The organism is Halalkalicoccus sp. NIPERK01 (assembly GCF_030287405.1).
GTDB lineage: Archaea > Halobacteriota > Halobacteria > Halobacteriales > Halalkalicoccaceae > Halalkalicoccus.
The window spans coordinates 309,963-331,132 of sequence record NZ_JASVVV010000002.1 but is presented as its reverse complement, the minus strand read 5'-3'; the positions used below and the strand labels follow the sequence as shown (position 1 = coordinate 331,132).

Below are 21,170 nucleotides of genomic sequence, written 5' to 3'. Positions count from 1 at the left end.
TTGGATCACGTACCGGGGATACGAACGAAACACTCGGGGCGGCAACGATCGCTCGGGTCGCAAGGGCTAAGTTGCCTGCCCACGGGTATGAGTGTATGACGCGACCGACACGCACGGGAGTCGCCTCCGACAGCGTGTCGCCCAGCGCTCTTTTCAAAAAACGCGTGTGAGTGGGCTTCCGGCGGGGGTGGCGACCCCGTCCGTGGCCCGGTTCGGGCACCGCACGCAAGACCACCTCGACGAAACCAATGACAGCACACGACACGTTCAGCGGCGTCTTCCCGGCGATGGTGACGCCCTTCCACGACGACGGTAGCATCGACTTCGACTCGCTCGCGGCCGACGCCCAGCGCCTCGAACGCGCGGGCGTCGACGGCCTCGTCCCCGTCGGCTCCACCGGCGAGAGCGCGACGCTGACCCACGACGAACACGTCCAGGTCGTCGAAACCGTAAGCGGCGCGGTCGAGGACGTCCCCGTGATCGCCGGCAGCGGGTCGAACAACACCGCGGAAGCGCTCGAACTCTCCGAGCGCTCCGCCGAGGCGGGCGCCGACGGCCTGCTCCTCATCTCGCCGTACTACAACCGCCCCGAACCCGAGGGGATGGAACACCACTACAGGACGATTGCCGACGCGGTCGACCTGCCACAGATCGTCTACAACGTACCCGGGCGCACTGGGCGGAACATCGCGGTCGAGACCGCCGTCTCGCTCGCCGAGCACGAGAACGTCGTCGGGTACAAGGCCGCGAGCGGCGACCTCGGGCGGATCAGCGAGGTCGTCGAGCGCACCCGCGAGGCGAACTTCACGGTGCTCTCGGGCGACGACGCGATGACCCTGCCCACCCTTTCCGTGGGTGGCACCGGCGCCATCAGCGTCGTCGCGAACGTCGAACCCGAGCGCACCTGCGCGATGGCCGGTGCGGCGCTGGCAGGCGATTACGAGCGTGCCCGCTCGCTGCACCACGAACTCGGGGGGCTGATGCGGACGCTGTTCGCCGAGTCCAACCCCATCCCGGTCAAGGAGGCGATGGCGATCCGCGGACACTGCGGGCCGCACCTGCGCTCGCCGCTCTCGCGGGCCTCCGAGGGGGTTCGCGAGGAACTCGGGGACCTGCTCGACGAACTCGAATCGTCGCCCGCGGTCGAACTCGAGGCATGAGGGTCGCCGTGACCGGCGCGACGGGCCGGATGGGCCGCGAGGTGATCGACGCCGCGCGTGAGGCGGGCCACGAGCCCCTCCCGGTGAGCCACAGTGCGACCGGCGAGACCGGGGGGACCGAGGTCCACCCCGCCGACGGGTTCGCGACGCTGCTCTCCGAGCGAGAGCCCGACGCGACCATCGACTTCACGCTGCCCGACCCGAGCGTTTCGTACGTGGCCGACTGTGCGGAGGCCGGCGTCCCGGCGGTGGTCGGCACCACGGGATTCTCCGAGGCGCAACTCGCCGCCCTGCGCGAGGCCGCAGAGCGGATTCCGGTCCTGCAGGCGGCGAACTTCGCCCGCGGCGTTCAGGGGCTGCTCGCCGTCGTGCGCGAGGCCGTCGCCGCCCTCCCGGAGTACGACGTCGAGGTCACCGAAACGCACCACAACGGCAAGCGCGACGCCCCCAGCGGCACCGCCAACCGGGTGCTCGACGCGATCGACCAAACCAGAGGTGACTCGTCGCGCGTCCACGGTCGCGAGGGCGAGGCACCCAGGGAGGACGGCGAGATCGGCGTCCACGCCCGGCGGGCGGGCGATATAACGGGTGAACACGAGGTGTTGCTCGCGGGCAACCACGAGGAGCTTCGACTCACCCACCGAGCGGGTAGCCGGGGCGTGTTCGCGGCGGGCGCGGTCGAGGCCGCCGAGTGGCTCGCGGGACGCCCGCCGGGATGGTACGACTTTTCAGACACCCTGCCCGATACCGAGTCATGAGCCTCGAAACCGAGATCTCGGAGCTGTGGACGCAGTACGCCGACGACGAGGTCGACGCGGCGAGTGCGACGACCGACCACCTCGATACGCTCGACGCGTTTCTCGACGCCCTCGAATCGGGCGAGGTCCGCGCCGCCGAAAAGCGGGACGAATGGGAGGCGAACGAGTGGGTCAAGCGCGCCATTCTGCTCAACTTCGGCCTGCGCGAGACCCATCCCCGGACCTACGGCGACGTGACCTACCACGACGTCCTGCCGCTGCGCGAGACATCGGATCTGGGCGAGCGTGGCACCCGGAACACACCTGATGGAACCGTGATCCGTCGGGGCGCTTTCATCGGAGAGGACGCGATCCTGATGAGCCCCGCGTTCGTCAACGTCGGCGCTTTCGTAGGAAACGGCACCCTGATCGACTCCTGCGACACGGTCGGCTCGTGTGCCCAGATCGGCGATAACGTCAAACTCGGCGCGAACACCCTCATCGGGGGCGTTCTCGAACCCGTCGAGAGCGCTCCGGTGGTGATCGAGGACGGCGTCTCGCTGGGTGCCGGCTGTCGAGTCACCTCGGGGTTCGTCGTCGGCGAGGACTCGATCGTCGGCGAGAACACCCTTCTTACGCCCCGGATCCCGGTCTACGATCTGGTCGAGGAGGAGGTCATCTACGGCGAACTCCCGCCCGAGCGCCGCGCGTTCACCCGGTACGTCGACTCGGCGCTCGGCGATCACGACCTCTTCGAGGGCGGGGCGTACAAGCCCGCCGTCGTGGCGCTCGACGTCGAAAGCGATACGCTCGACGCGACCCGCCGGGAGGAGGCGCTTCGGGAATGAGTTCGCCGGTACGGCGGCTCGTCGAGTGGGACGCCACTCGGTTGTCGGGGCTGGCGAACGCCCACGGGACGCCGCTGTACGTCCAGGACCTCGGACGGGTCCGCGAGAACTACGACCGGATGGCGGCGGCCTTCCCCGACGCGACGGTCATGTACGCGGCGAAGGCTAATACTGCGAAGACGGTGTTGAAGACGCTCGTCGAGGCCGGCGCGGGCATCGAGTGTACCTCCGCGGGCGAGGTCGAGCGCGCGCTGTCGGCGGGGTGTCCCCCCGAGCGGGTCCAGTACACCGCGGTCAACCCGCCCGAGGAGGACCTCGACTACGCCGTCTCGACCGCCCGCGACGACCCCGGACTGACGATCACCGCCGGGGCCGAGGACACGATGGCCCGCCTCGCAGAGCGTGGGTATCGTGGACGGCTCTGTCTGCGGGTCAACCCCGGCGTCGGTGCTGGCCACCACGAGAAGGTCTCGACGGGCGCGAACGCGAAGTTCGGCGTCCCCATCGATCGGGCGCCCGGCCTCCTCGCCGAGGTCGCCGACCGGTTCGACGTCGTGGGCATCCACGCCCACGCGGGCAGCGGGATCAGCGGCGAGGACCTCGCGGCCCACCGCGAGCTCGTCTCGCGGATGGGCGAGTTGGCCCGCGAGACGGATCTCGACCTCGAGTTCGTCGACGTCGGCGGCGGATTCGGCGTGCCCTACCGCCCCGAGGAGAAACCGCTGGACCTCGAACGGGTGGCACAAGCGACCCGCGAGGCGCTCGGCGAGGTCGACGCCACCCTCGCCGTCGAACCGGGCCGGTACCTCGTCGCGGACGCGGGCGTTCTCCTCACTCGGGTGAACACCGTCAAGCCCGCCGGCGAGGAGCTGGTCGTCGGTGTCGACGCGGGGATGACGACGCTGGCTCGCCCGGCCATGTACGGCGCCCGCCACGGGATCCGCTCGCTCGCGGCCGAGGAACGCGAGACAGTCGAGGCGACCGTCACGGGGCCGATCTGCGAGAGCGGCGACGTCTTCGGTACCTATGAACTGCCCGCCCCCGATCGCGGCGACCTGCTCGCGATCGGCAACGCGGGGGCCTACGGCTACGAGATGGCGAGCCAGTACAACAGCCGTCCGCGGCCCGCGACCGTCGCCGTAGACGGCGAGGAGAGCGCGGTGGATCGCCGCCGCGAGACCGTGGCGGACGTGACGCGCCTCGAACGGGGGGTCCCATGGCTGTAGCCTACGAGAAGTACCACGGGACCGGAAACGACTTCCTCGTCTGCGAGGCGGGCGAAGAGGTGGAGAACTGGGGCGCGTTCGCCGCCGGGCACTGCGACCGCGAGACGGGCCTCGCGGTCGGCGACCGGCGCGGTGCCGACGGCGTGCTCGTCCTCTCGCTGGAGGGCGATCGGGTCCGAATGCGCCTGTACCAGCCCGACGGCGGCACGGCGGCGATGTGCGGCAACGGGGCGCGGTGTGCCGCGCGGTGGGCAGCGAGACGGCTTCGCCGTCTCGATACGCGCGAGCGGCCGGAGGCCGCGAGCGGAGCGAGGCGGCTCGAAACCGATAGCCTGACCATCGACACGCCCGCGGGCGAGCGCCGGGCCCGCGTGGGCGCGGAAACCATCGAGATCGAGATGGGCATCCCCTCGTTCGCCCCTCCGGACGTCCCGCTCGCGCACGAGGAGCCGCTGATCCGCGAGGAGATAGAGGGATGGGAGGTTACGGCGGTGAACACCGGCGTCCCCCACGCGGTGGTGTTCGTCGACGACGTTTCGACCACCGACCTCGACGCGATGGCCCCGCCGATTCGTCATTCCGATCGCTTCCCGGAGGGCGCGAACGTGAACCTCGCGAGCGAGCGTGACGGGGGGTTCGCCCAGCGTACCTTCGAGCGGGGCGTCGAGGGCGAGACCCGCTCGTGCGGGACCGGTGCGGTCGCCATCGCGGCGGTCGCCCGCCGACTGGGGCTCGTCGAGGACGAACGGGTTCGGGTCTCGCCGCCCGGCGGCGAACTGCTCGTGGAGGTACCCGACCAGGGGCCGACGACGCTCTCGGGCCCCGTCGAGTTCGAGGGGGCGGGCGAGGTGCCCGCTCCATGAGTTTCGATCCCGTCGCGTTTCTCGAACGAGCGGTCGGAATCCCCTCGAACGAGGAGGTCGCCGAGATGCGCGAGTTTCTGTGCGAAACCCTCGCCGAGCACGGCGTCGAGCCCCGCGTCGACGCCGCCGGCAACGTGATCGCCTCGCGGGGCGAGGGACCTCCTCACACCCTGTTGAACACCCACATCGACACCGTCTCGCCGCACGTCCCCGTCGAACGCGACGGCGGGACCATCCGCGGGCGCGGCGCGTGTGACGCGAAGGGACCGCTCGCGGCCATGCTCGCGGCGTTTCTCGGGAGCGATCCCGACGGCCGGCTCACGCTCGCGGTCACGCCCGACGAGGAGACGCTCTCGACCGGCGCGTACGCCCTCTCGCTCGAGTTCGACCGGTGTCTCGTCGGCGAGCCCACGGGACTCGACGTCTGCACCGCCGCGAAGGGGCGCTTCGAGGGAACCCTCTCCGTCCGCGGAGAGAACGCCCACGCCGCCGAACCTCGGAGTGGCGAGAACGCCATCTCGGACGCGGCCCGCGTCCTCGAAGCCCTCGCGTCGTTCGACGCCGACGCGACGCCCCACCCCGATCTGGGCGATCCGACGCTCACCCCGACCGTCATCGAGGGCGGGACCGCGACCAATCAGGTGCCCGGCGAGTGTCGGATCATCCTCGACCGCCGGAGCGTCCCGCCCGAGACGGCCGAGGGCTTCGCGAGCGCGCTCGCTGCCCACCTCGAATCGCGGGTCCCCGGCGTCGACGTCGACTTTCGCTTCACCGAGCGCGAGACGCCGTTTCTGGAGGCGTTCGAGACGCCCCCCGACGCCGCGGTCGTCGACGCGCTCCGGGCGGCGGGCGCGGGCGAGATTCGGCCCTTCGGGGCCGCAACCGAGGCCTCCTACTTCGCGCGCGAGGCCCCGACGGTGGTGTTCGGCCCCGGCGTCCTCGCCGACGACGCGGGTGCGGTGGCCCACGGCCCCCGTGAGTACGTCCGAATCGAGGCGGTCCGGCGGGCGGCCCGGATCCTGACCGGGGCACTCGACCGATCGGGCTAGGCCCGGTGACGCCGATCGGCGCGTCGAACCACTCCCCCTCCCGACGCCTCACGAGAGCGCCGCGACGTCCGCCGGCGGCTCGCCGAACACGTCGGGATGACAGCAGGCCGCGAGTCGCTCGGTCGCGTCGACGAGTCGGGGGCTCCACCGGTTGAGGTAGCTCGCGCCGTCCATCGCGTAGGCCCGATTCGACGCCACCGCCGACAGTTCGTCCCAGCCCTCGCGTCCGGTCAGTTCATCCCGTCGGGCGAGCGTCCCCTCCGTGTCGAACCCGCAGGGCGCGGCGACGAGCACCTCGGGGTCGTACCCGATCACGTCGTCCCAGCCGACCTCGACGGTTCGATCGCCGGGTTCGGCCAGCCCGTACTCGCCGCCTGCGATCCCGACCAGTTCGGGCACCCAGTTGCCCGCGGCGATGAGCGGGTCGAGCCACTCGAAGACCGCGACCCGCGGGCGCTCCCTCCCTTCGGTCCGTGCCTCGATCCCCGCCAGTCGTTCCCGGAGTTCCGCGTTCAGTTCCCCCGCCCGCTCCTCGCGTCCGACCGCCCTGCCCACGCGTTCGATACACGAGAAGAGATCTTCCAGGCGACCCGCGTGTAGGCCGACCACGTCGGGGTCCGAATCGAGACCCACGAGAACCTCGTCGACGAGCGTCGTGTCGACCGCACAGACGCCACAGACCTCCTGGCTCAGGATCAGGTCGGGCTCGACGTTCCGAAGGGTTTCGACGTCGAGTCGGTAGACGGTCCCCTCGGCGCTCACGGTCCGCACGCGGTCGTGGCGCTCGGCGCTCGACTCGCCACGCACTCTGGAAAAGTCGATCGAGGGGAGGTCCCTCACCCGCGGCGGGTAGTCACAGGCGTGCGAGACGGCGACCGGGTCGACCCCGAGCGCACACAGGATCTCCGTCCCCGAGGGCGAGGTCGAGACGACGTTCATACCCCGAGTGAGGTTCGGGAGCTACTAACCGTTGAGGTCGTCGACCAGTTCGTCCGCCAGCCCGGTGTAGCCGGCGGGCGTCAGGGCCATCAGCTCCTCGCGGGTGCGCTCGTCCACGTCGAGGTCCGCGAACAGGCCCCGGAAGTCGTCGAGGGTGGTGCGTCGACCACGGGTGAGTTCCTTCACCCGCTCGTAGGCGTCGGTGTGGCCCTCCCTCCTGAGAACGGTCTGGACCGCCTCGCCGATCACCTCCGGGTTCGCCTCGAGGTCCTCGCGCATGGCCGCCTCGTTGGGCGTGACCTTCCCCAACCCTGTTTCGCACTTCCCGTAGCCGATCAGGCAGTGGGCGAGCGCCGCGCCGACGTTTCGCTTGACAGTCGAATCCGAGAGGTCGCGCTGGAGCCGGGAGGTGGTGACGTAGTCGGCGAGGAAGCCCAAGTCGGAGTTGGCCTTCGAGAGGTTTCCCTCGCTGTTCTCGAAGTCGATCGGGTTGACCTTGTGGGGCATCGTCGACGAGCCCGTCTCGCCCTCGACCGCTCGCTGGCCGAGGTACCCCTGGGAGACGTAGAGCCAGACGTCCCGGTCGAGGTCGAGCAGGACGTCGTTCGCGCCCCGGAGGGCGTCGAAGAGCCGAGCGAGATCGTCACACGGGTTGACCTGGGTCGCGAGCGGAAGGTGTTCAAGGCCCAGCCCCTCGACGAACTCCCGGGCGAACGCCCGCCAGTCGACCTCGGGGTAGGCCGCGACGTGCGCGGCGTAGGTGCCCGAAGCGCCGGCGAGTTTGCCCGCGAGCCCCTCGTTCGCCCGCTCGATTCGCCCCAGCGCGCGCCCGAGACGGGCGGCGTAGACCGCCATCTCCTTGCCGAAGGTGGTGGGCGTCGCGGGCTGGCCGTGGGTCCGCGCGAGCATCGGGATCGCGCGGTTCTCGCGGGCGAGGTCGGCGAGCGCGTCCCGGACCTCCCTGAGCGCGGGCACCAGCACCTCCGAGACGGCGGGCTTCAAGAGGAGGCGGTGGGCGAGGTTGTTCACGTCCTCGCTGGTCAGCCCGAAGTGGATCCACTGCTCGGCGTCGAGTCCCTCCGGGAGACGCTCGCGAACGAAGTACTCGACCGCCTTCACGTCGTGGTTCGTCGCGTCGTACCCGCCGTAGCCCTCGGTCTCGATCCGCTTGATCAGCCGGGCGTCCTCGGGGCCGAACCCCTCGTAGCTCCCCCTGAGGACCTCCCGCTCCTCGTCGTCGATGACCAACGGAGTGGCGTCGAGATCGGCGAGCGCGACGAGGTACTCGACCTCGACGCGCACCCGGGCACGCATGAGCGCGGCCTCGCTCGCGTAGGGCGCGAGCGGCGCGGTACGCGAGGCGTACCGCCCGTCGAGCGGCGACACGGCGTAGAGGGGATCGGAGCGCTGGTCGTCCATACGCGGCGCTACCGACGCCCGCGGCAAAACCGTGTCGGTGTCGGACCACCTCCGTGCATAGAATACGCCGTACGATCCCGATATCACCCGTCTATATTGCGCGAACGTGCATACTACCTCCGTCCGGACCGCAACGACTTTTGGACTCGCGGTCGCCCCTCGACGTATGACACAGGTTGCGGGGCTGGCGAGCAATCGCGGCAGGAACCTCATGCGCATCGCCGACGGCGCGCCCGGCGGGGCCGAACTCGCGGTGGTGCTGTCGAACCACGCCGACGCGCCGGTACTGAAAAAGGCCGAGGACCGCGGGATTCCCACTGAGATCGTCGAACGCGGGGAGGACGAAGCCCGCGAGTCCCACGAGCGCCGGATCCTCGACGTACTTTCGGAGTACGACCTCGATCTGGTCTGTTTGGACGGCTACATGCGCGTGTTGACGAGCGAGTTCCTCGAGGGCGCGCCGCTAACGCTGAACGTCCACCCCGCGCTCCTGCCCTCGTTCCCGGGCATGAACGCCCACGAGGCGGTTCTGGAGGCGGGCGTCCGGGTCACGGGCTGCACGGTGCATATCGTCACCGAGGACGTGGACGCGGGACCCATCGTCACCCAGGAGGCGGTGCCGGTCTACGAGGGCGACGACGAGGCGAGTCTGAAGGAGCGCGTGCTCCACGACGCCGAGTTCCGCGCCTATCCGCGGGCGGTGCGCTGGGTCGCCGAGGGGAAGGTCGAGGTCGACGGCGAGGAGGTCCGGATCGAGGGCGATTCCAATGAGCGGTTTCCCGCCCGGCGAGTCACGAGCGAGGACCGCGGAAACGAACTCCGATACGGCGAGAATCCTCACCAAGCGGCCGCGCTCTATCGCGATGAAACCGAGGAGCGGGCGACCGTGGTTCATGCAGAACAGCTGAACGAGGGCGCGAAGGCGCTCTCCTATAACAACTACAACGACGCCGACGCGGCGATCGGACTCGTCAAGGAGTTCGAGGAGCCGGCCGCCGCAGTCATAAAGCACACGAACCCTGCCGGTTGTGCGACCGCCGAGTCCGTGAGCGAGGCCTACGACCGCGCGCTCTCGACGGACCCGATGAGCGCTTTTGGAGGCATTGTCGCGCTGAACCGCGCGTGTGACGAGTCCACGGCCGAGCGGATCGTCGACTCGTTCAAGGAGGTCGTCGTCGCGCCCGACTACAGTGAAAAAGCGCTCTCGGTCCTCCGCGAGAAGGAGAATCTCCGGGTGCTCGATACGGGCCCCGTTGGTGATCTGAAACCCGCGCTCCGGGAGAAGAAGCTCGAAGGCGGGCGGCTGGTCCAGGAGGCCGACGACCAGCACCTCGCGCGCGAGGACCTGGAGGTCGTCACCGAACGCGAGCCAAGTATGGAAGAATTCGAGTCGCTGTTGTTCGCGTGGCACACCATCAAACACGTCAAGTCGAACGCGATCCTCTTCGCGAAGGGGACCGAAACCGTGGGCGTCGGGATGGGGCAGGTCAGTCGAGTCGACGCCGTCCGGTTGGCGGCGATGAAGGCGGAGGAGCACGCCGAGGGCAAGGACAGCGAGGGCGCGGCCATGGCCTCGGACGCGTTCTTCCCGTTCCCCGACGGGATCGAGGAGGCGGCGGAGGCGGGCATCGAAGCGGTGATCCAGCCCGGCGGCTCCGTCAACGACGAGGACGTGATCGCCGCGGCCGACGAGCACGACATGGCGATGGTCTTCACCGGATCGCGGGCGTTCCGGCACGACTGAGCGAAGCGAAAGAGGGCCGGAGTCAGCGAACGAGCGAAGCGGGTTCGTGCTATTCCGGCGCGCCGATCCACGCCGATCCGAACGCGCGACTTTCGCGGGTCACTCGAACTCCCAGCGGGTCGCGTCGGTCGGGTAGTCGCTCCAGGCGAGGACCTTCCATGGACGGATCGCCCAGAAGGGCGTCCCGTGGCGGATCCCGTACTTCGCCTCGTAGGCCGCGTCGAGGCGCTCGATCAGCTCCGGGTCGGCGTTCTCCTGGTCGAGTCTCTCGGCCATCCCCTCGATTATCACGACGTCGTCGCCGCTCTCACGGTGGACGGCGATCCCCGACCCCGCCGCGAGGTTTCGCGCCCAGCGCGTGCGTCCGCCGCCCCCACAGTGGAACGTGCCGTCGACCCAGACGCCCCAGACGGGCCGCACGTGCGGACGGCCGTCGGGCCGCGTCGTCGACACCCAGTAGTTACGGTCGCCCTCCATCGCCCCGGCGACGAACTCCCAGGGAAGCATCCCCTCGTCGCTACCGGGGATCCCGTAGCTCTCCTCCGTTTCCGGCCTGGTTCGTTGCGCCTCGTGGTCGTCGCTCATGACCACCGTACGCGGCGGGACGCGATAACGTCGTGCCGCGTCGGGAGTGACCGGGACGAGTGAAGGTTTATCCGCTCCGCCTTCGACCCCGTGAGCGTGATTCGATCCTTCGACAGTACGGACCCGGAGATCGCCGACTCGGCGTACGTCGACGAGAGCGCGGTCGTCATCGGCGACGTGGTGCTCGAACCCGAAACGAGCGTCTGGCCCGGCGCGGTCCTGCGGGGCGACCACGGCACCATCACCCTGCGCGAGGGCGCGAACGTCCAGGACAACGCCACCCTCCACGAGCGAACCGAACTCGGCTCTTATACGACCGTCGGCCACAACGCGATCGTCCACGCCGCAGAGACGGGCGAGCGAAGCCTCGTCGGGATGGGTGCGATCGTCCTCGACGGGGCGACCGTCGGGGAGGAGGCCATCGTCGCGGCCAACAGCACCGTCACCGAGGGGACCGTGGTGCCGGCCCGAACGCTGGTCGCCGGTGCGCCCGCCGAGGTCGTCAAAGAACTCGACGGCGACGGCCGGACGGCCGCCGCCGCGGCCCACTACGTCGAGAACGCCCGCGACCACGCCGAGCGCTCGGAGGTCGTAGATCGGGGAACGGTCCGGCCCGAGTGATCGCCGCTCGATTCCGGAGATCATTTCGGTCAATCAGAAACAATTCTTATCCCCTCGAAACGCGTTTCTATCGCGGACCATGGAGGGACACGAGCGGTTCTCGGTGGGACGCAGAGCAGTGCTTCGGGCAGTCGGGGGCGGCATCACGACCCTCGGGATCGCACCCGGCATCGGGGTCGCGCGACCCGAGGGATCGTCGCCGGAGATCGTCTGGGATCGCACGTACGGCTCGACGGGGCCGGCGTTCAGCGTCGATACGGTTCAGGACGCTGTCGAGACGCCGGCGGGGTACGCCTTTACGGGGCGGTCCGCGGCAGCGGGCGGCGGCTGGCTGGTGCTCGTCGATCCGGCCGACGGGGACGTGCTCTCGACGTGGGTGTATCCCGACCTGTACCCCGACGCGCTCGTGGCGGCCGACGACGGGGGCTATCTCGTAGCGGGCCGGGCGTCGAACGAGTTCGGCGCGCCAGCGGTCGCGGTCGGGATCGACGCGGACGGCGAGGAACTGTGGCGCGAGTTCTACGGAACCACCGAGCTCGGGGTGAGCGAACTGATTCGAACCACGGACGGCGGGTTCGCGATGATCGGCGTCGGGGTCGACGCGGAGGAGAGACTCGATTTCGCGCTGGTCAAGGCCGCCGTCGACGGCACCGAGGAGTGGAGTCGAACCTACGGCGGCGAGGGCTCTCAGGTCGGGCGCTCGCTCGTCGAGACGACCGACGGCGGGTTCGTCCTCGCGGGGTTCACGACGTCCGACGGGTTCGACCGTCAGGACGCGTGGTTGGTGCGAGTCGACGCCGAGGGGGAGGCTGTCTGGAGCGAGACCTACGGCGAGCGGTGTACCGACGAGGCGTCGTCGATCGTCCGTACCGACGGCGGTTTCGTGTTCCTCGGGACCACCCGGTCCTCGCAGACGGACCGCGGGGACGCCGACCTCTGGCTGGTAGGCGTCGACGCCGCGGGCGCCGAGCGATGGACGGGGACCTACGGTGACCTCGACGGGACGACCTTCGACAACGTCGGCGGGCACAGCGGGACGCTCGTCGCGTGCGAGGACGGCTATGCGTTCATCGGGTCGATCGACGGTCGGTTCGGCCTCGGGCGGGTGGACGGGGCGGGGCACACGCGGTGGCTCCGGACGATTTCGAAGGGGAGCGCGGAACGGTTCCAGTCGGACCACCCGACCGAACTGCTCGCGACGTCCGACGGGGGCTACCTCCTCGCGGGACTCACCGGCATCCCCAGCGGGGCGTTCAACGCACGGCTCGTGAAGCTCCAGTAGCTCGCTCCGACACGCCTAAGCGCCCGCCGTCTCTGCCATCCGTATGGAGTTTCACGACGCCGCGAACTTCCTCTTCGACCTGCGGCGCTTCCGGCCGAAACCCGGCACGGAGTCGACGGCCGATCTCCTGCGCCACCTCGACGACCCACACGAGGGCGTCGAGTACGTCCAGATCGCCGGCTCCAACGGGAAGGGCAGCACGGCGAAGATGACCGAGTCGATCCTCCGCGAGTCCGGGCTCTCGGTCGGGCTGTACACCTCGCCGCACTTCGACGACGTCCGCGAGCGCGTGCAGGTCGACGGGCGCCCCATGACCAAGGGCGCCCTCGCGGAGTTCGTCGAGCGGGTCGAACCCCACGTCGTCGAGCGCGCGGCCGGAGGCGAGGCCCCCACCTTCTTCGAGGTGATGACCGCGATGGCGCTCTGGGAGTTCGGCCGTCGCGACGTGGACGTCGCGGTCCTGGAGGTGGGGATCGGCGGGCGCTATGACGCGACCAGCGTGGTCGACCCCGTCGCGAGCGCCGTCACGAGCGTGACCCTCGAACACACCGGCATCCTCGGGGAGACCATCGCGGAGATCGCCCGCGACAAGGCCCACGTCGCGCCCGCCGAGGGGCCGCTCGTGACGGCCGCCGAGGGAGAAGCGCTCGACGCCGTCACCGAACAGGCCGGCGAGGTCCTCACCGTTGGAAGCGACGGGGACGTCCGGACCGAGTACGGCGGGCGGACGAACCACGTCGAGAGCGCGATCACGCTCGCGGGCTCCGACTGGGCGGTCGAGGCCCGAATCCCGCTGCTGGGAAGCTATCAGGCTCGGAACGCGGGGGTGGCGGCGGCGCTCGCCCGGCAGGCGGGGGCGGTCTCCGAGGCCGACATCCGGACGGGCCTGCGAAACGCACACTGGCCGGGTCGCTTCGAGGTGATGGGCGAGGGGCCCCTCACGGTACTCGACGGGGCGCACAACCCCGGGGCCTGCGAGGCGCTTTCCGAAACCCTCGCGGAGTTCGAGTACGACGACCTCTTTCTCGTGGTCGGCGCGATGCACGAGAAGGACCACCGGGGAATGGCGGAGGCGCTCCCCCAACCGGACCACGTCGTCTGTACCCAACCCGACCTCAGTAGGTCGGAAGACCGCGAGGTGCTCGCGCGCGTCTTCGCCGAGCGCGGCGTCGCGGACGTCAAGACCCGTGGCGCGGTCTCGGGGGCGCTCACCCGCGCGCTTTCGGAGGCGGGGCCCGACGACTGCGTGCTCGTCACCGGCTCGCTCTTCACCGTCGCGGAGGCCCGCGAGCGCTGGACGCGCGCCGAGATCCCGAAGCGGGTGCGGGATCTGGGCGAGGCTCGCAAGGCCCTCGAAGGCTCGCACGTCACGTCTGCGGGCGTCTGGCGGATGCGCGGGAAGGCGGTCCACCGCGTGCTCAAGACCCGCGTCCAGCGCCGACAGGCCCAGTACCTGAAGGAGGAGATGCTCTCGCTGGGCGGGGAGTGCGCCCAGTCGGGGCTCAACGACCAGGACGAGGAGACCCTCGACGTCGTCCTGATGGGGACGCTCGCGCAGTTCAAGCGGCTCTGTGAGAAACTCGAGGGCCAGCCCTACGGCCTGCCGGTCGTCGCCCGGAACGTCCGCGAGGCGCTCGGGATCGGCGTTCGTTCCACTGGAAAGGGCTACCCGTGGGAGGACCGGACGGCGGTGATGGGCATCCTCAACGTCACGCCCGACAGCTTCCACGACGGCGGGCGCTACGAGGCGACCGAGGACGCGGTCGCGCAGGCGAAGCGGATGGTCGAGAACGGCGTCAACGTCATCGACGTCGGCGGCGAGAGCACCCGACCGGGCGCGGATCCCGTCCCCACCGAGGAGGAGATCGAGCGCGTGGTCCCCGTCGTCGAACGGATCTCCGACCTCGACGTGCTGGTCTCGGTCGACACCCGCAAGGCCGCGGTCGCACGCGCGGCCATGGAGGCCGGTGCCGATATCCTCAACGACGTCAGCGGTCTCGAAGATCCCGAGATGCGCTTCGTCGCCGCCGAGTACGACGCGCCGCTGGTGGTGATGCACAGCCTCGATACGCCGGTCGATCCCGACCGCGATGTCGAGTACGACGACGTGGTCGAGGACGTGATACACGACCTCGCAGAACGGGTGTTGCTCGCCGAGAAGGCCGGACTCGATCGCGAGAAGATCATCGTCGATCCCGGCATCGGCTTCGCGAAGAACTCCGCTGAAAGCTTCGATATCCTCGGCCGGGCCGACGAGTTCCACGCGCTGGGCTGTCCGGTGTTGATCGGCCACTCGCAGAAGTCGATGTTCGATCGGATCGACCGCGAGGCGGAAAACCGAACGGCGGCAACCGTTGCCGGAACGACCCTCGCGACCGAGCGCGGCGCGGACATCGTCCGGGTCCACGACGTGGCCGAGAACGTCGCCGCGGTCCGGGCCGTCGAGGCCGCAAACGGCGATCGGTAGGGACAAATATTGCGTCTTTCAGGGTGAACCGACGTATCCGGCCGCCGCCATAAGACCTGATAGGGTGGGGGTCGTAGGGCGACCCGTATGAGCGATTATGATACCGACGTGCTCGTGAGTGCGGATTGGGTGGAGGATCATCTGGACGAGTTCCAGAGCGACGACCCCGAGTACCGACTGCTCGAGGTGAACAACCCGACTGTAACTGCTGACTCGGAGTACACATCGTACGAGGAGGGCCACGCGCCGGGCGCGATTTTCTTCGACTGGGAGGAGGACTTCACCAACCAGCAGACCCGCGACATCCTCTCGAAAGAGGCCTTCGAGGAGACGATGGGCGAGGCGGGGATCACCGAGGACAGTACGATAGTGTTCTACGGCGGCGGGCGCGTCCCCAACTGGTTCGCGATCTTCGCCTACTGGCAGGCGAAGTACTACGGCCACGAGGACGCCCGCGTCCTGAACGGCGGCAAGGAGTACTGGGTCGCAAACGACTACCCGTTGACCGAGGAGGAACCCGACTTCTCCCCGCAGGAGTACAACGCCCGGGGCCCCTTCGAGTCGATCCGCGCGTACAGGGACGACGTCGACACCGCGATCGAGCAGGGCCTGCCGCTCGTGGACGTCCGATCGCCCGAGGAGTTCACCGGCGAGATCCTCGCGCCCGAAGGGCTGCAGGAGACCGCCCAGCGCGGCGGGCACGTCCCCGGCGCCTCGAACGTTCCCGTCCCGACGATCCTGAACGACGACGGCACGTTCAAGAGCGCCGAGGAACTGCGCGAGCTCTACGCCGAGAAGGGGATCGACGGCGAGGAGTCGACCATCGCCTACTGCCGCGTCGGCGAACGCTCCTCGATCGAGTGGTTCGCGCTGCGCGAACTGCTGGGCTTCGAGGACGTCCGCAACTACGACGGCTCGTGGACCGAGTGGGGCAGCATGATCCGCACCCCGATCGAGACCGGCGACGGGCAGTAACCGAGCGCTCTTTTCATTGACCGGTGTGGCCGCTTCCGGAATCGCCGACGAACTGAACGGTGTCGACGCCGGGCGCGACCTCGACCTGCGCGATGAGCTCCATGCTTTCCATGTCGACGATAGCGACGGTCCCGTCTGCGTCGGCCGGCGTGATGAAGTAGTTCGCGCCAGCGACGCCCGAGCGGTGGAGGAACTCGGCCCCCTCCGGGCGCTCGATGTCGCCGACCTCGATCCGATCGACCTCCTCGAAGGCGTCGAGGTCGATCACCGAGGCGTCGGGGGTCAGCGTGTTCGCCGTAAAGCCATAGAGGGTCCCGTCGACCTCGTGGTATCGGAGCGCGTCGGGGCCGCCCTCGACGGGCACCGACGCGACGATCTCGCTTTCCTCGCTCGTCACGTCGAGAAAACTGACCTCGTCCTCGCCGAGGACGCCCAGCCACGTCCCGTCGGGCGTGATGTACATTCCCCCGCTGACTTCGAGAGCGTCGACGACCTCGTTCGTCACGGTGTCGATCACCGCCGTCCCGCCCGGTCCGCCCGCGCGCTGGAAGTAGGCGTAGCCGGTTTCGGGCGCGTAGGCCTTGTAGTGTGTGCCGCCCTCGCCCTCGAGGGGGATCTCGTCGACGCGCGCGCGCCCTTCGAGGTCCATCACGAGCACGGCGGGGTCGATCACGTTCGTCGCGTAGGCGGTCGTCCCGAGGTCCTCGTGCGCGAGGAGTTTGCCGTGACCCTCGCCTTCGAGGCCGGCTTCGACAGGCGTCACGTCGAGCGATTCCACGTCGATCACGTAGAAGGTCCCCTCGGCGTCCGAGTGGGTCCAGATCTCGCCCTCGACGGGGTTGTAGATGTGGGTCGGGTCCGGGCCGACGTCCACGCGGTCGGCGATCTCGCGGGTCTCCGTGTCGATCACTACCACCTGTGCCGTCGCCCCCTCGTTGGCGAAGATCCGCGAGTGATCGCTCGTGATTCGTGTATCGCCCCACTCCGCGCCGTCGATCTCCTCCGAAATTTCCGTTACGACGTCTCCCGCCTCGGGATCGATGACCGCGATCGTATCGGGCGCGAACGCGTAGATCAACCCCTCGCTGCCGACGGCCTCCCCGCTCCCCTCCCCCTCGTGGCTGTGATCGTGATCGTCGTGGTCGTGGCCGTCGTCCCCGTCCCCTCCGTCGTCACCGATGCACCCGGCGAGACCGACCGCCGCTCCGCTTCCCGCCACCTGCACGAACCGCCGCCGTGTCGTGTCCATACCGATGGCTGTCGCCGTGTATTATTGTTGGTTATGGTACAGTTATCGAAACCACCCGCTACCGTGCTCGTCGGTCGAACAGCACCGTCTCGACGGCGACCGCCGTCGTTCCGAGGACGCCGACACAGAGCGCGCCGAGCCGGAGCCACGTGACGAACGACTCGTCGACGGGTGCGGTGTGGTCGTGATCGTGCCCCGGGTGATCGGGGACGCTGAAGAGCTCGAACCACTCGGCCGTGTACGTACCCCCGACCAGCGCCGAGACGCGGACCTCCCAGCTCCCCGGCGCGGGAAGCGTCTGTACCGTCGCGTAGGGCCCCTCCTCGGTCGCTTCCAACTCCGTCGTGAGCGTCACGTCCTCCTGTGAGTTGTACATGAGCAGACTCACGTCCTCGGCCTCGTCGTCGAAGGCCGTCTCGATGACGACCGGCTCGCCCTCGTCGACCAACACGACCCCGTTGCCCTCCTCGGCGGGCAGAACCGAGAGCGAGACGTCCCCGCCGTCGACGCTCGTCTCGCCGGGACCGCCACCGGCGACGGCGGCGGTCGGTACCGAGGTGATCACGGCCGACAGGAGGACGACGGCGACGAGAACGCCCGCCTCGATCCGCACGCCGCGGGTGAACGCGCTCGCGTCGCTCGCCCCCCTGAGCCGGCGCAACAGGACGAACCGGACGAACCCGCCGAGCCCGAGCGCGAGGAGGACGAGCAGCGTCTTCGCCGAGAGGGCGGTCCCGTAGACCGTCGAGAGCAGCGCCTCCGCGCTCGGGACGTGCCACGCGGCCAGAACCAGCCCGGTCGTCGCCGCGAGCGTGACGCCGACGAGCGCGACGACCGAGAAGCGCCGGATCGTCTCGGCGGCGATCGCCGCCCGGTCGGCCGCCGCGGCCCGGTTCAGGAGGGCGGGGACAACGACCGCGAGCGTGAGCAAGCCCCCGACCCAGAACGCCGCGCCGGCGATGTGTGCGAAATCGACGAGCACCCCTTCCAGCCCGTCGAGCAGGCCCGCCGAGTGGCTCGTCGCGCTGACCGTGAGCTGGACGCCCACCGCGCCCACGAGCGCCCCGCCCAGCCAGTAGCGCCGCCTCAGCGATCGGTATCGGGCGGCGAGCGGGGCTCCGAGGGCCACCGCGGCGAGCCCCAACTGCACGACCCAGAGTGCCCCGAGGTCGGTGCCGAGAAAGCGCCCGACCCCGTCGACGGAAAGCAACGGCGCGAGCGAGGCGCTCTGGGCGAGGCCGAGGCCGACGACCCCCACGAGCAACAGTCCCCCCGCGAACGCGAGGAGCCCGAGCGCACGCCGTTCCGCACGGTCGACCGGAACGGCGAACCGACCCGCGAGCGGGTAGACGGCGATCCATAGCGTCAGCGGGACGCCGACCAGCCCGACCAGCGCGAGCAGGACGAGACCGCGTGCGCCCGCCTCAAGCGGCGCGAGTTCCTCCTCCTCCTCGTCGTAGATCCCGATCACCTGCTCGCGGTCGAGGGGCTCGTCGCCGACCGAGAAGAAATACGAGCCGGCGGTGATGTGGCCGTCGGCGGCGAGCACCTCCCACTCGACGACGTAGGTCCCCTCGCCGTCGCCCTCGACCGGCACCGAGACGAGGCGGCTGTCGTCGGGATCGACGCGTGCCTCGCCGCTTACGTCCTCGCCGCCGGGGCCGACCACCGAGACCTCCGCGAGCTGGACGCCGTCGCCGCTGAACGAGAGGATCACGTCTCCGGGTGGTTCTTCGACCTGTTCGCCGTTTTCGGGCGTCGTCTCGCTCAGGTAGGCGTGGGCACCGGCGAGCGGCACGCCCGCGAGAAGCGCGTACAGCACCGCTAACACCAGCGCGATCCGGACCCACCGGGGCCGCGCTCGACTCACGCCGACCTCCGGGGCCGCCGTCCTCGATTCATCACCCCGTCGATTGCACCCCGGTCCCCCTCTCGATTGTGGTTCGAGCGTCGAAACTCACTCCTCGAAGAGGTCGTCGACCAGCCGCATGAACCGGTCGGCGAACCGATCCGGAAGCGAGTCGGTGGTCTCCGCGAGCAGTCTGGCGGTCCGATCGGGATGGGAGACGAAAAGCGTCACCCGATTGCGCTCGTCGCGGTCCTTCCCGACGATCCCCTGTTCCTCGAGTCGACCGAGGTGCCATTCGAGGGTGCTGCGGGCGATCCCGAGGGAGTCTGCGACCGCCGCGGGTTTCGCCCCCTCGTGTTCGAGGAGGTGGGTCAGCACCTCGCGGGCGGTTTCGCGACGAACGAGCGCGAGCGTCCGGCGTTCCCAGGCGTCGTGCTCGGGCGGGAAGTAGTGGGTTCGCCCGTAGAGCCGTTCCTCGGCCACTTCCCCCGCGCGCAGGAGCCGGCGGAGGTGGTACTGGATCTGGTCCGGCGCGAACGCGGAGTCACGAACGAGCGCGTTGAAGTGAATCCCCGGCTGGGAATGGACGTGTTCACGGACGCGTCGTCGGGTCTCGTTCGTCGAACTCATTGCGGGAGGGTGGTTGCCGCAAGGAGGGCCACGAGGAAGTATATGCCCATCTTACCGTCCGTAAGCACAACGGACTTGTACGCCGGTGTCGAACAGTCGCGTCGATTCAGATGAACGCGCTCGGCGTCGCCCTTCAGTCGGGGTGGCCGGCGGCGGAACACACCCCGTTGTTGCTCGCAGTCATCCTGCTCGCGGCGCTGGGAACGCTGGTGCTGTTCCTGATCGGCCTGGCCGTCTTCGCTCGCCGTCGTTCCCCACGGTATCTGCTGGTGTTGATCGCCCTCGGCGCGCTCGTCGTCCGGACCGCCGTCGGGCTGGGAACCGTCTTCGGATACGTCCCGATGACCGTCCACCACCTCCTCGGCCACGGACTCGACTTCCTGATCGCCGTGACGATCCTCGCCGCCGCGTATCTGAGCGGCCCCCCCGTCGGCTCCCCGACCGCCGACTGATCACTCGCCCATCCCGAGTTCGCGATAGACCTCGCGATACCGCTCGACCACCGCCCCGTTCGAGAACCGCTCGAAGCGGCCGTCGTAGCTCTCGTGTGGGAACCCGGCGGCGGCCTCGATCGCGTCGACGAGTCCCTCCTCGTCGGTCACACCGATCCCCCGCTCGTGGCCCGCGACGAGTTCGTGGGCCGCCGAATCGCGCCGGTACTCGACGATCCCGACGCAGCCACACCACAGCGCGAGCAGGAGGTCGCCCGCGAACGGACAGCGATCGGCCGTGTGGACGACCGCGTGTGCGCCCTTGAAACGGGCGATGCGTTCTTCGACGGCCAGCCGACCGACGAAGTCCACCCGGTGTTCGACCCGCAGGTCGGCCGTCAACCGCTCGTAGCGCTCCCGTTCGGGACCCTCGCCGATCACGAGCGTTCGCCACTCCCGGTCCCCGAACTCCGCGAGCGCGAGCAACAACCCCTCGAGGCCCGCGTGCTCGTCGAGTCGACCCGCCCAGACGAGCGCCGCCGACCCCGAGGGCTCGGCCGCCCGAACAGCCTCGATGGGGAGTCCCTCGGGGACGACCGTCGCGTCCGCGCCCCGCTCGCGGACCTTCGTCCGGACGTGCTCGGAGGGGACGCAGACCCGATCGGCGGCCGAGAACGCCCGGTCGAGCAGCCGTGGGGCCTCCTCGCCACACCACTCGACGACCAGCCGGGCGCCCGCCAGTCGGGCGGCGAGGACGGCGCCCGGCTCCGAACCGGCGGCGTGGACGACGTCCGGGCGAACGTCGCCGAGCGCGCCGGGGAGGCGGGGGGCGAACCAGCGCTCGGAGTCGCTCACGGCGCGGTAGCTCACGCCCCCGCGCTCGAACTCCTCGTACTTTCCGTCCCACCACCGCCGACAGAACACCCGCACGTCGTGGCCCCGCCCCGCGAACAGTTCCGCGAGATACCGCGTTCGTCCGGCCAGCGCCGTCTCGGCGTCGGGCACGGCGTGGACGAACGCGACATTCATACGCTCGGACAGGAATCGGTGTGATAAAAACCTGTTCGCTCGGCGCCGCCCGACGAACGTGGCGGGT

Annotated in this window: 19 protein-coding genes; 12 read left to right on the top strand and 7 right to left on the bottom strand. The window is 69.6% G+C overall.

All coding sequences use genetic code 11. The annotated features are described in order from the left end of the window. Window positions 1-248 precede the first annotated feature (248 nt). The 6 genes from dapA to QRT08_RS07710 are packed head-to-tail and all read left to right on the top strand — an operon-like array spanning window position 249 to window position 5,883. Window positions 249-1,160: a 4-hydroxy-tetrahydrodipicolinate synthase gene (dapA, locus tag QRT08_RS07735; protein WP_286045361.1), complete on the top strand. Its 912-nt coding sequence runs from the start codon at window positions 249-251 to the stop codon at window positions 1,158-1,160. After that, a complete protein-coding gene (gene dapB, locus QRT08_RS07730; RefSeq protein ID WP_286045360.1) occupies window positions 1,157-1,918 on the top strand; it encodes a 4-hydroxy-tetrahydrodipicolinate reductase in 762 nt (253 codons plus the stop codon). Before dapA ends, dapB begins: the two co-directional genes overlap by 4 nt. Further along, complete coding sequence (locus QRT08_RS07725; RefSeq protein ID WP_286045359.1) at window positions 1,915-2,745, top strand: 2,3,4,5-tetrahydropyridine-2,6-dicarboxylate N-succinyltransferase; 831 nt, start codon at window positions 1,915-1,917, stop codon at window positions 2,743-2,745. Before dapB ends, QRT08_RS07725 begins: the two co-directional genes overlap by 4 nt. After that, window positions 2,742-3,971, top strand: a complete 1,230-nt coding sequence (lysA, locus tag QRT08_RS07720) for a diaminopimelate decarboxylase (protein WP_286045358.1) — start codon at window positions 2,742-2,744, stop codon at window positions 3,969-3,971. The genes QRT08_RS07725 and lysA overlap by 4 nt, the downstream gene beginning before the upstream one ends. Continuing rightward, window positions 3,962-4,834, top strand: a complete 873-nt coding sequence (gene dapF, locus QRT08_RS07715) for a diaminopimelate epimerase (protein ID WP_286045357.1) — start codon at window positions 3,962-3,964, stop codon at window positions 4,832-4,834. Before lysA ends, dapF begins: the two co-directional genes overlap by 10 nt. Further along, window positions 4,831-5,883 carry a M20 family metallopeptidase gene (locus QRT08_RS07710; protein ID WP_286045356.1) on the top strand — a complete coding sequence of 351 codons (1,053 nt, stop codon included), beginning with the start codon at window positions 4,831-4,833 and terminating at the stop codon, window positions 5,881-5,883. Before dapF ends, QRT08_RS07710 begins: the two co-directional genes overlap by 4 nt. A 48-nt stretch (window positions 5,884-5,931) precedes the next feature. On the opposite strand, the gene QRT08_RS07705 is transcribed toward QRT08_RS07710, so the two are convergent. Then, on the bottom strand, window positions 5,932-6,822 hold the full coding sequence (locus QRT08_RS07705; protein ID WP_286045355.1) for an ABC transporter substrate-binding protein: 891 nt from the start codon (window positions 6,820-6,822) through the stop codon (window positions 5,932-5,934). A gap of 24 nt (window positions 6,823-6,846) precedes the next feature. Beyond that, a complete protein-coding gene (gene purB / locus QRT08_RS07700) occupies window positions 6,847-8,241 on the bottom strand; it encodes an adenylosuccinate lyase (RefSeq protein ID WP_286045354.1) in 1,395 nt (464 codons plus the stop codon). Window positions 8,242-8,407: 166 nt separating this feature from the next. Between purB and purH the strand changes: the two genes are divergently transcribed. Next, on the top strand, window positions 8,408-9,985 hold the full coding sequence (gene purH, locus QRT08_RS07695; protein WP_286045353.1) for a bifunctional phosphoribosylaminoimidazolecarboxamide formyltransferase/IMP cyclohydrolase: 1,578 nt from the start codon (window positions 8,408-8,410) through the stop codon (window positions 9,983-9,985). Between the two features lie 99 nt (window positions 9,986-10,084). Here purH and QRT08_RS07690 read toward each other — a convergent pair whose 3' ends face one another. Continuing rightward, the gene (locus tag QRT08_RS07690) at window positions 10,085-10,570 is read right to left on the bottom strand and encodes a pyridoxamine 5'-phosphate oxidase family protein (RefSeq protein WP_286045352.1); all 486 of its coding nucleotides are present in this window, start codon (window positions 10,568-10,570) and stop codon (window positions 10,085-10,087) included. Between the two features lie 96 nt (window positions 10,571-10,666). Between QRT08_RS07690 and QRT08_RS07685 the strand changes: the two genes are divergently transcribed. The 4 genes from QRT08_RS07685 (at window position 10,667) to QRT08_RS07670 (ending at window position 15,915) form a co-directional block, all read left to right on the top strand. Next, window positions 10,667-11,191, top strand: coding sequence for a gamma carbonic anhydrase family protein (locus QRT08_RS07685; protein ID WP_286045351.1), 525 nt, complete (start codon window positions 10,667-10,669; stop codon window positions 11,189-11,191). Window positions 11,192-11,270: 79 nt separating this feature from the next. Further along, on the top strand, window positions 11,271-12,473 hold the full coding sequence (locus QRT08_RS07680) for a hypothetical protein (protein WP_286045350.1): 1,203 nt from the start codon (window positions 11,271-11,273) through the stop codon (window positions 12,471-12,473). Between the two features lie 43 nt (window positions 12,474-12,516). Further along, window positions 12,517-14,940: a dihydropteroate synthase gene (gene folP, locus QRT08_RS07675; protein WP_286045349.1), complete on the top strand. Its 2,424-nt coding sequence runs from the start codon at window positions 12,517-12,519 to the stop codon at window positions 14,938-14,940. 87 nt (window positions 14,941-15,027) lie between these two features. After that, the gene (locus tag QRT08_RS07670) at window positions 15,028-15,915 is read left to right on the top strand and encodes a sulfurtransferase (RefSeq protein WP_286045348.1); all 888 of its coding nucleotides are present in this window, start codon (window positions 15,028-15,030) and stop codon (window positions 15,913-15,915) included. Between the two features lie 13 nt (window positions 15,916-15,928). Here the strand turns inward: QRT08_RS07670 and QRT08_RS07665 are convergent, their stop codons facing one another. From QRT08_RS07665 to QRT08_RS07655, 3 genes are all read right to left on the bottom strand, one after another. Beyond that, on the bottom strand, window positions 15,929-17,164 hold the full coding sequence (locus QRT08_RS07665; protein ID WP_286045347.1) for a YncE family protein: 1,236 nt from the start codon (window positions 17,162-17,164) through the stop codon (window positions 15,929-15,931). Window positions 17,165-17,222: 58 nt separating this feature from the next. Then, window positions 17,223-19,034 carry a copper resistance CopC/CopD family protein gene (locus QRT08_RS07660; protein ID WP_286045346.1) on the bottom strand — a complete coding sequence of 604 codons (1,812 nt, stop codon included), beginning with the start codon at window positions 19,032-19,034 and terminating at the stop codon, window positions 17,223-17,225. A gap of 87 nt (window positions 19,035-19,121) precedes the next feature. Continuing rightward, window positions 19,122-19,643 carry a winged helix-turn-helix transcriptional regulator gene (locus QRT08_RS07655; RefSeq protein WP_286045345.1) on the bottom strand — a complete coding sequence of 174 codons (522 nt, stop codon included), beginning with the start codon at window positions 19,641-19,643 and terminating at the stop codon, window positions 19,122-19,124. 110 nt (window positions 19,644-19,753) lie between these two features. Here QRT08_RS07655 and QRT08_RS07650 point away from each other — a divergent pair, with 110 nt between their 5' ends. Beyond that, window positions 19,754-20,095, top strand: coding sequence for a DUF7471 family protein (locus QRT08_RS07650; RefSeq protein ID WP_286045344.1), 342 nt, complete (start codon window positions 19,754-19,756; stop codon window positions 20,093-20,095). Here the strand turns inward: QRT08_RS07650 and QRT08_RS07645 are convergent, their stop codons facing one another. Then, window positions 20,096-21,103, bottom strand: a complete 1,008-nt coding sequence (locus tag QRT08_RS07645) for a glycosyltransferase (protein ID WP_286045343.1) — start codon at window positions 21,101-21,103, stop codon at window positions 20,096-20,098. Between the last annotated feature and the right edge of the window lie 67 nt (window positions 21,104-21,170).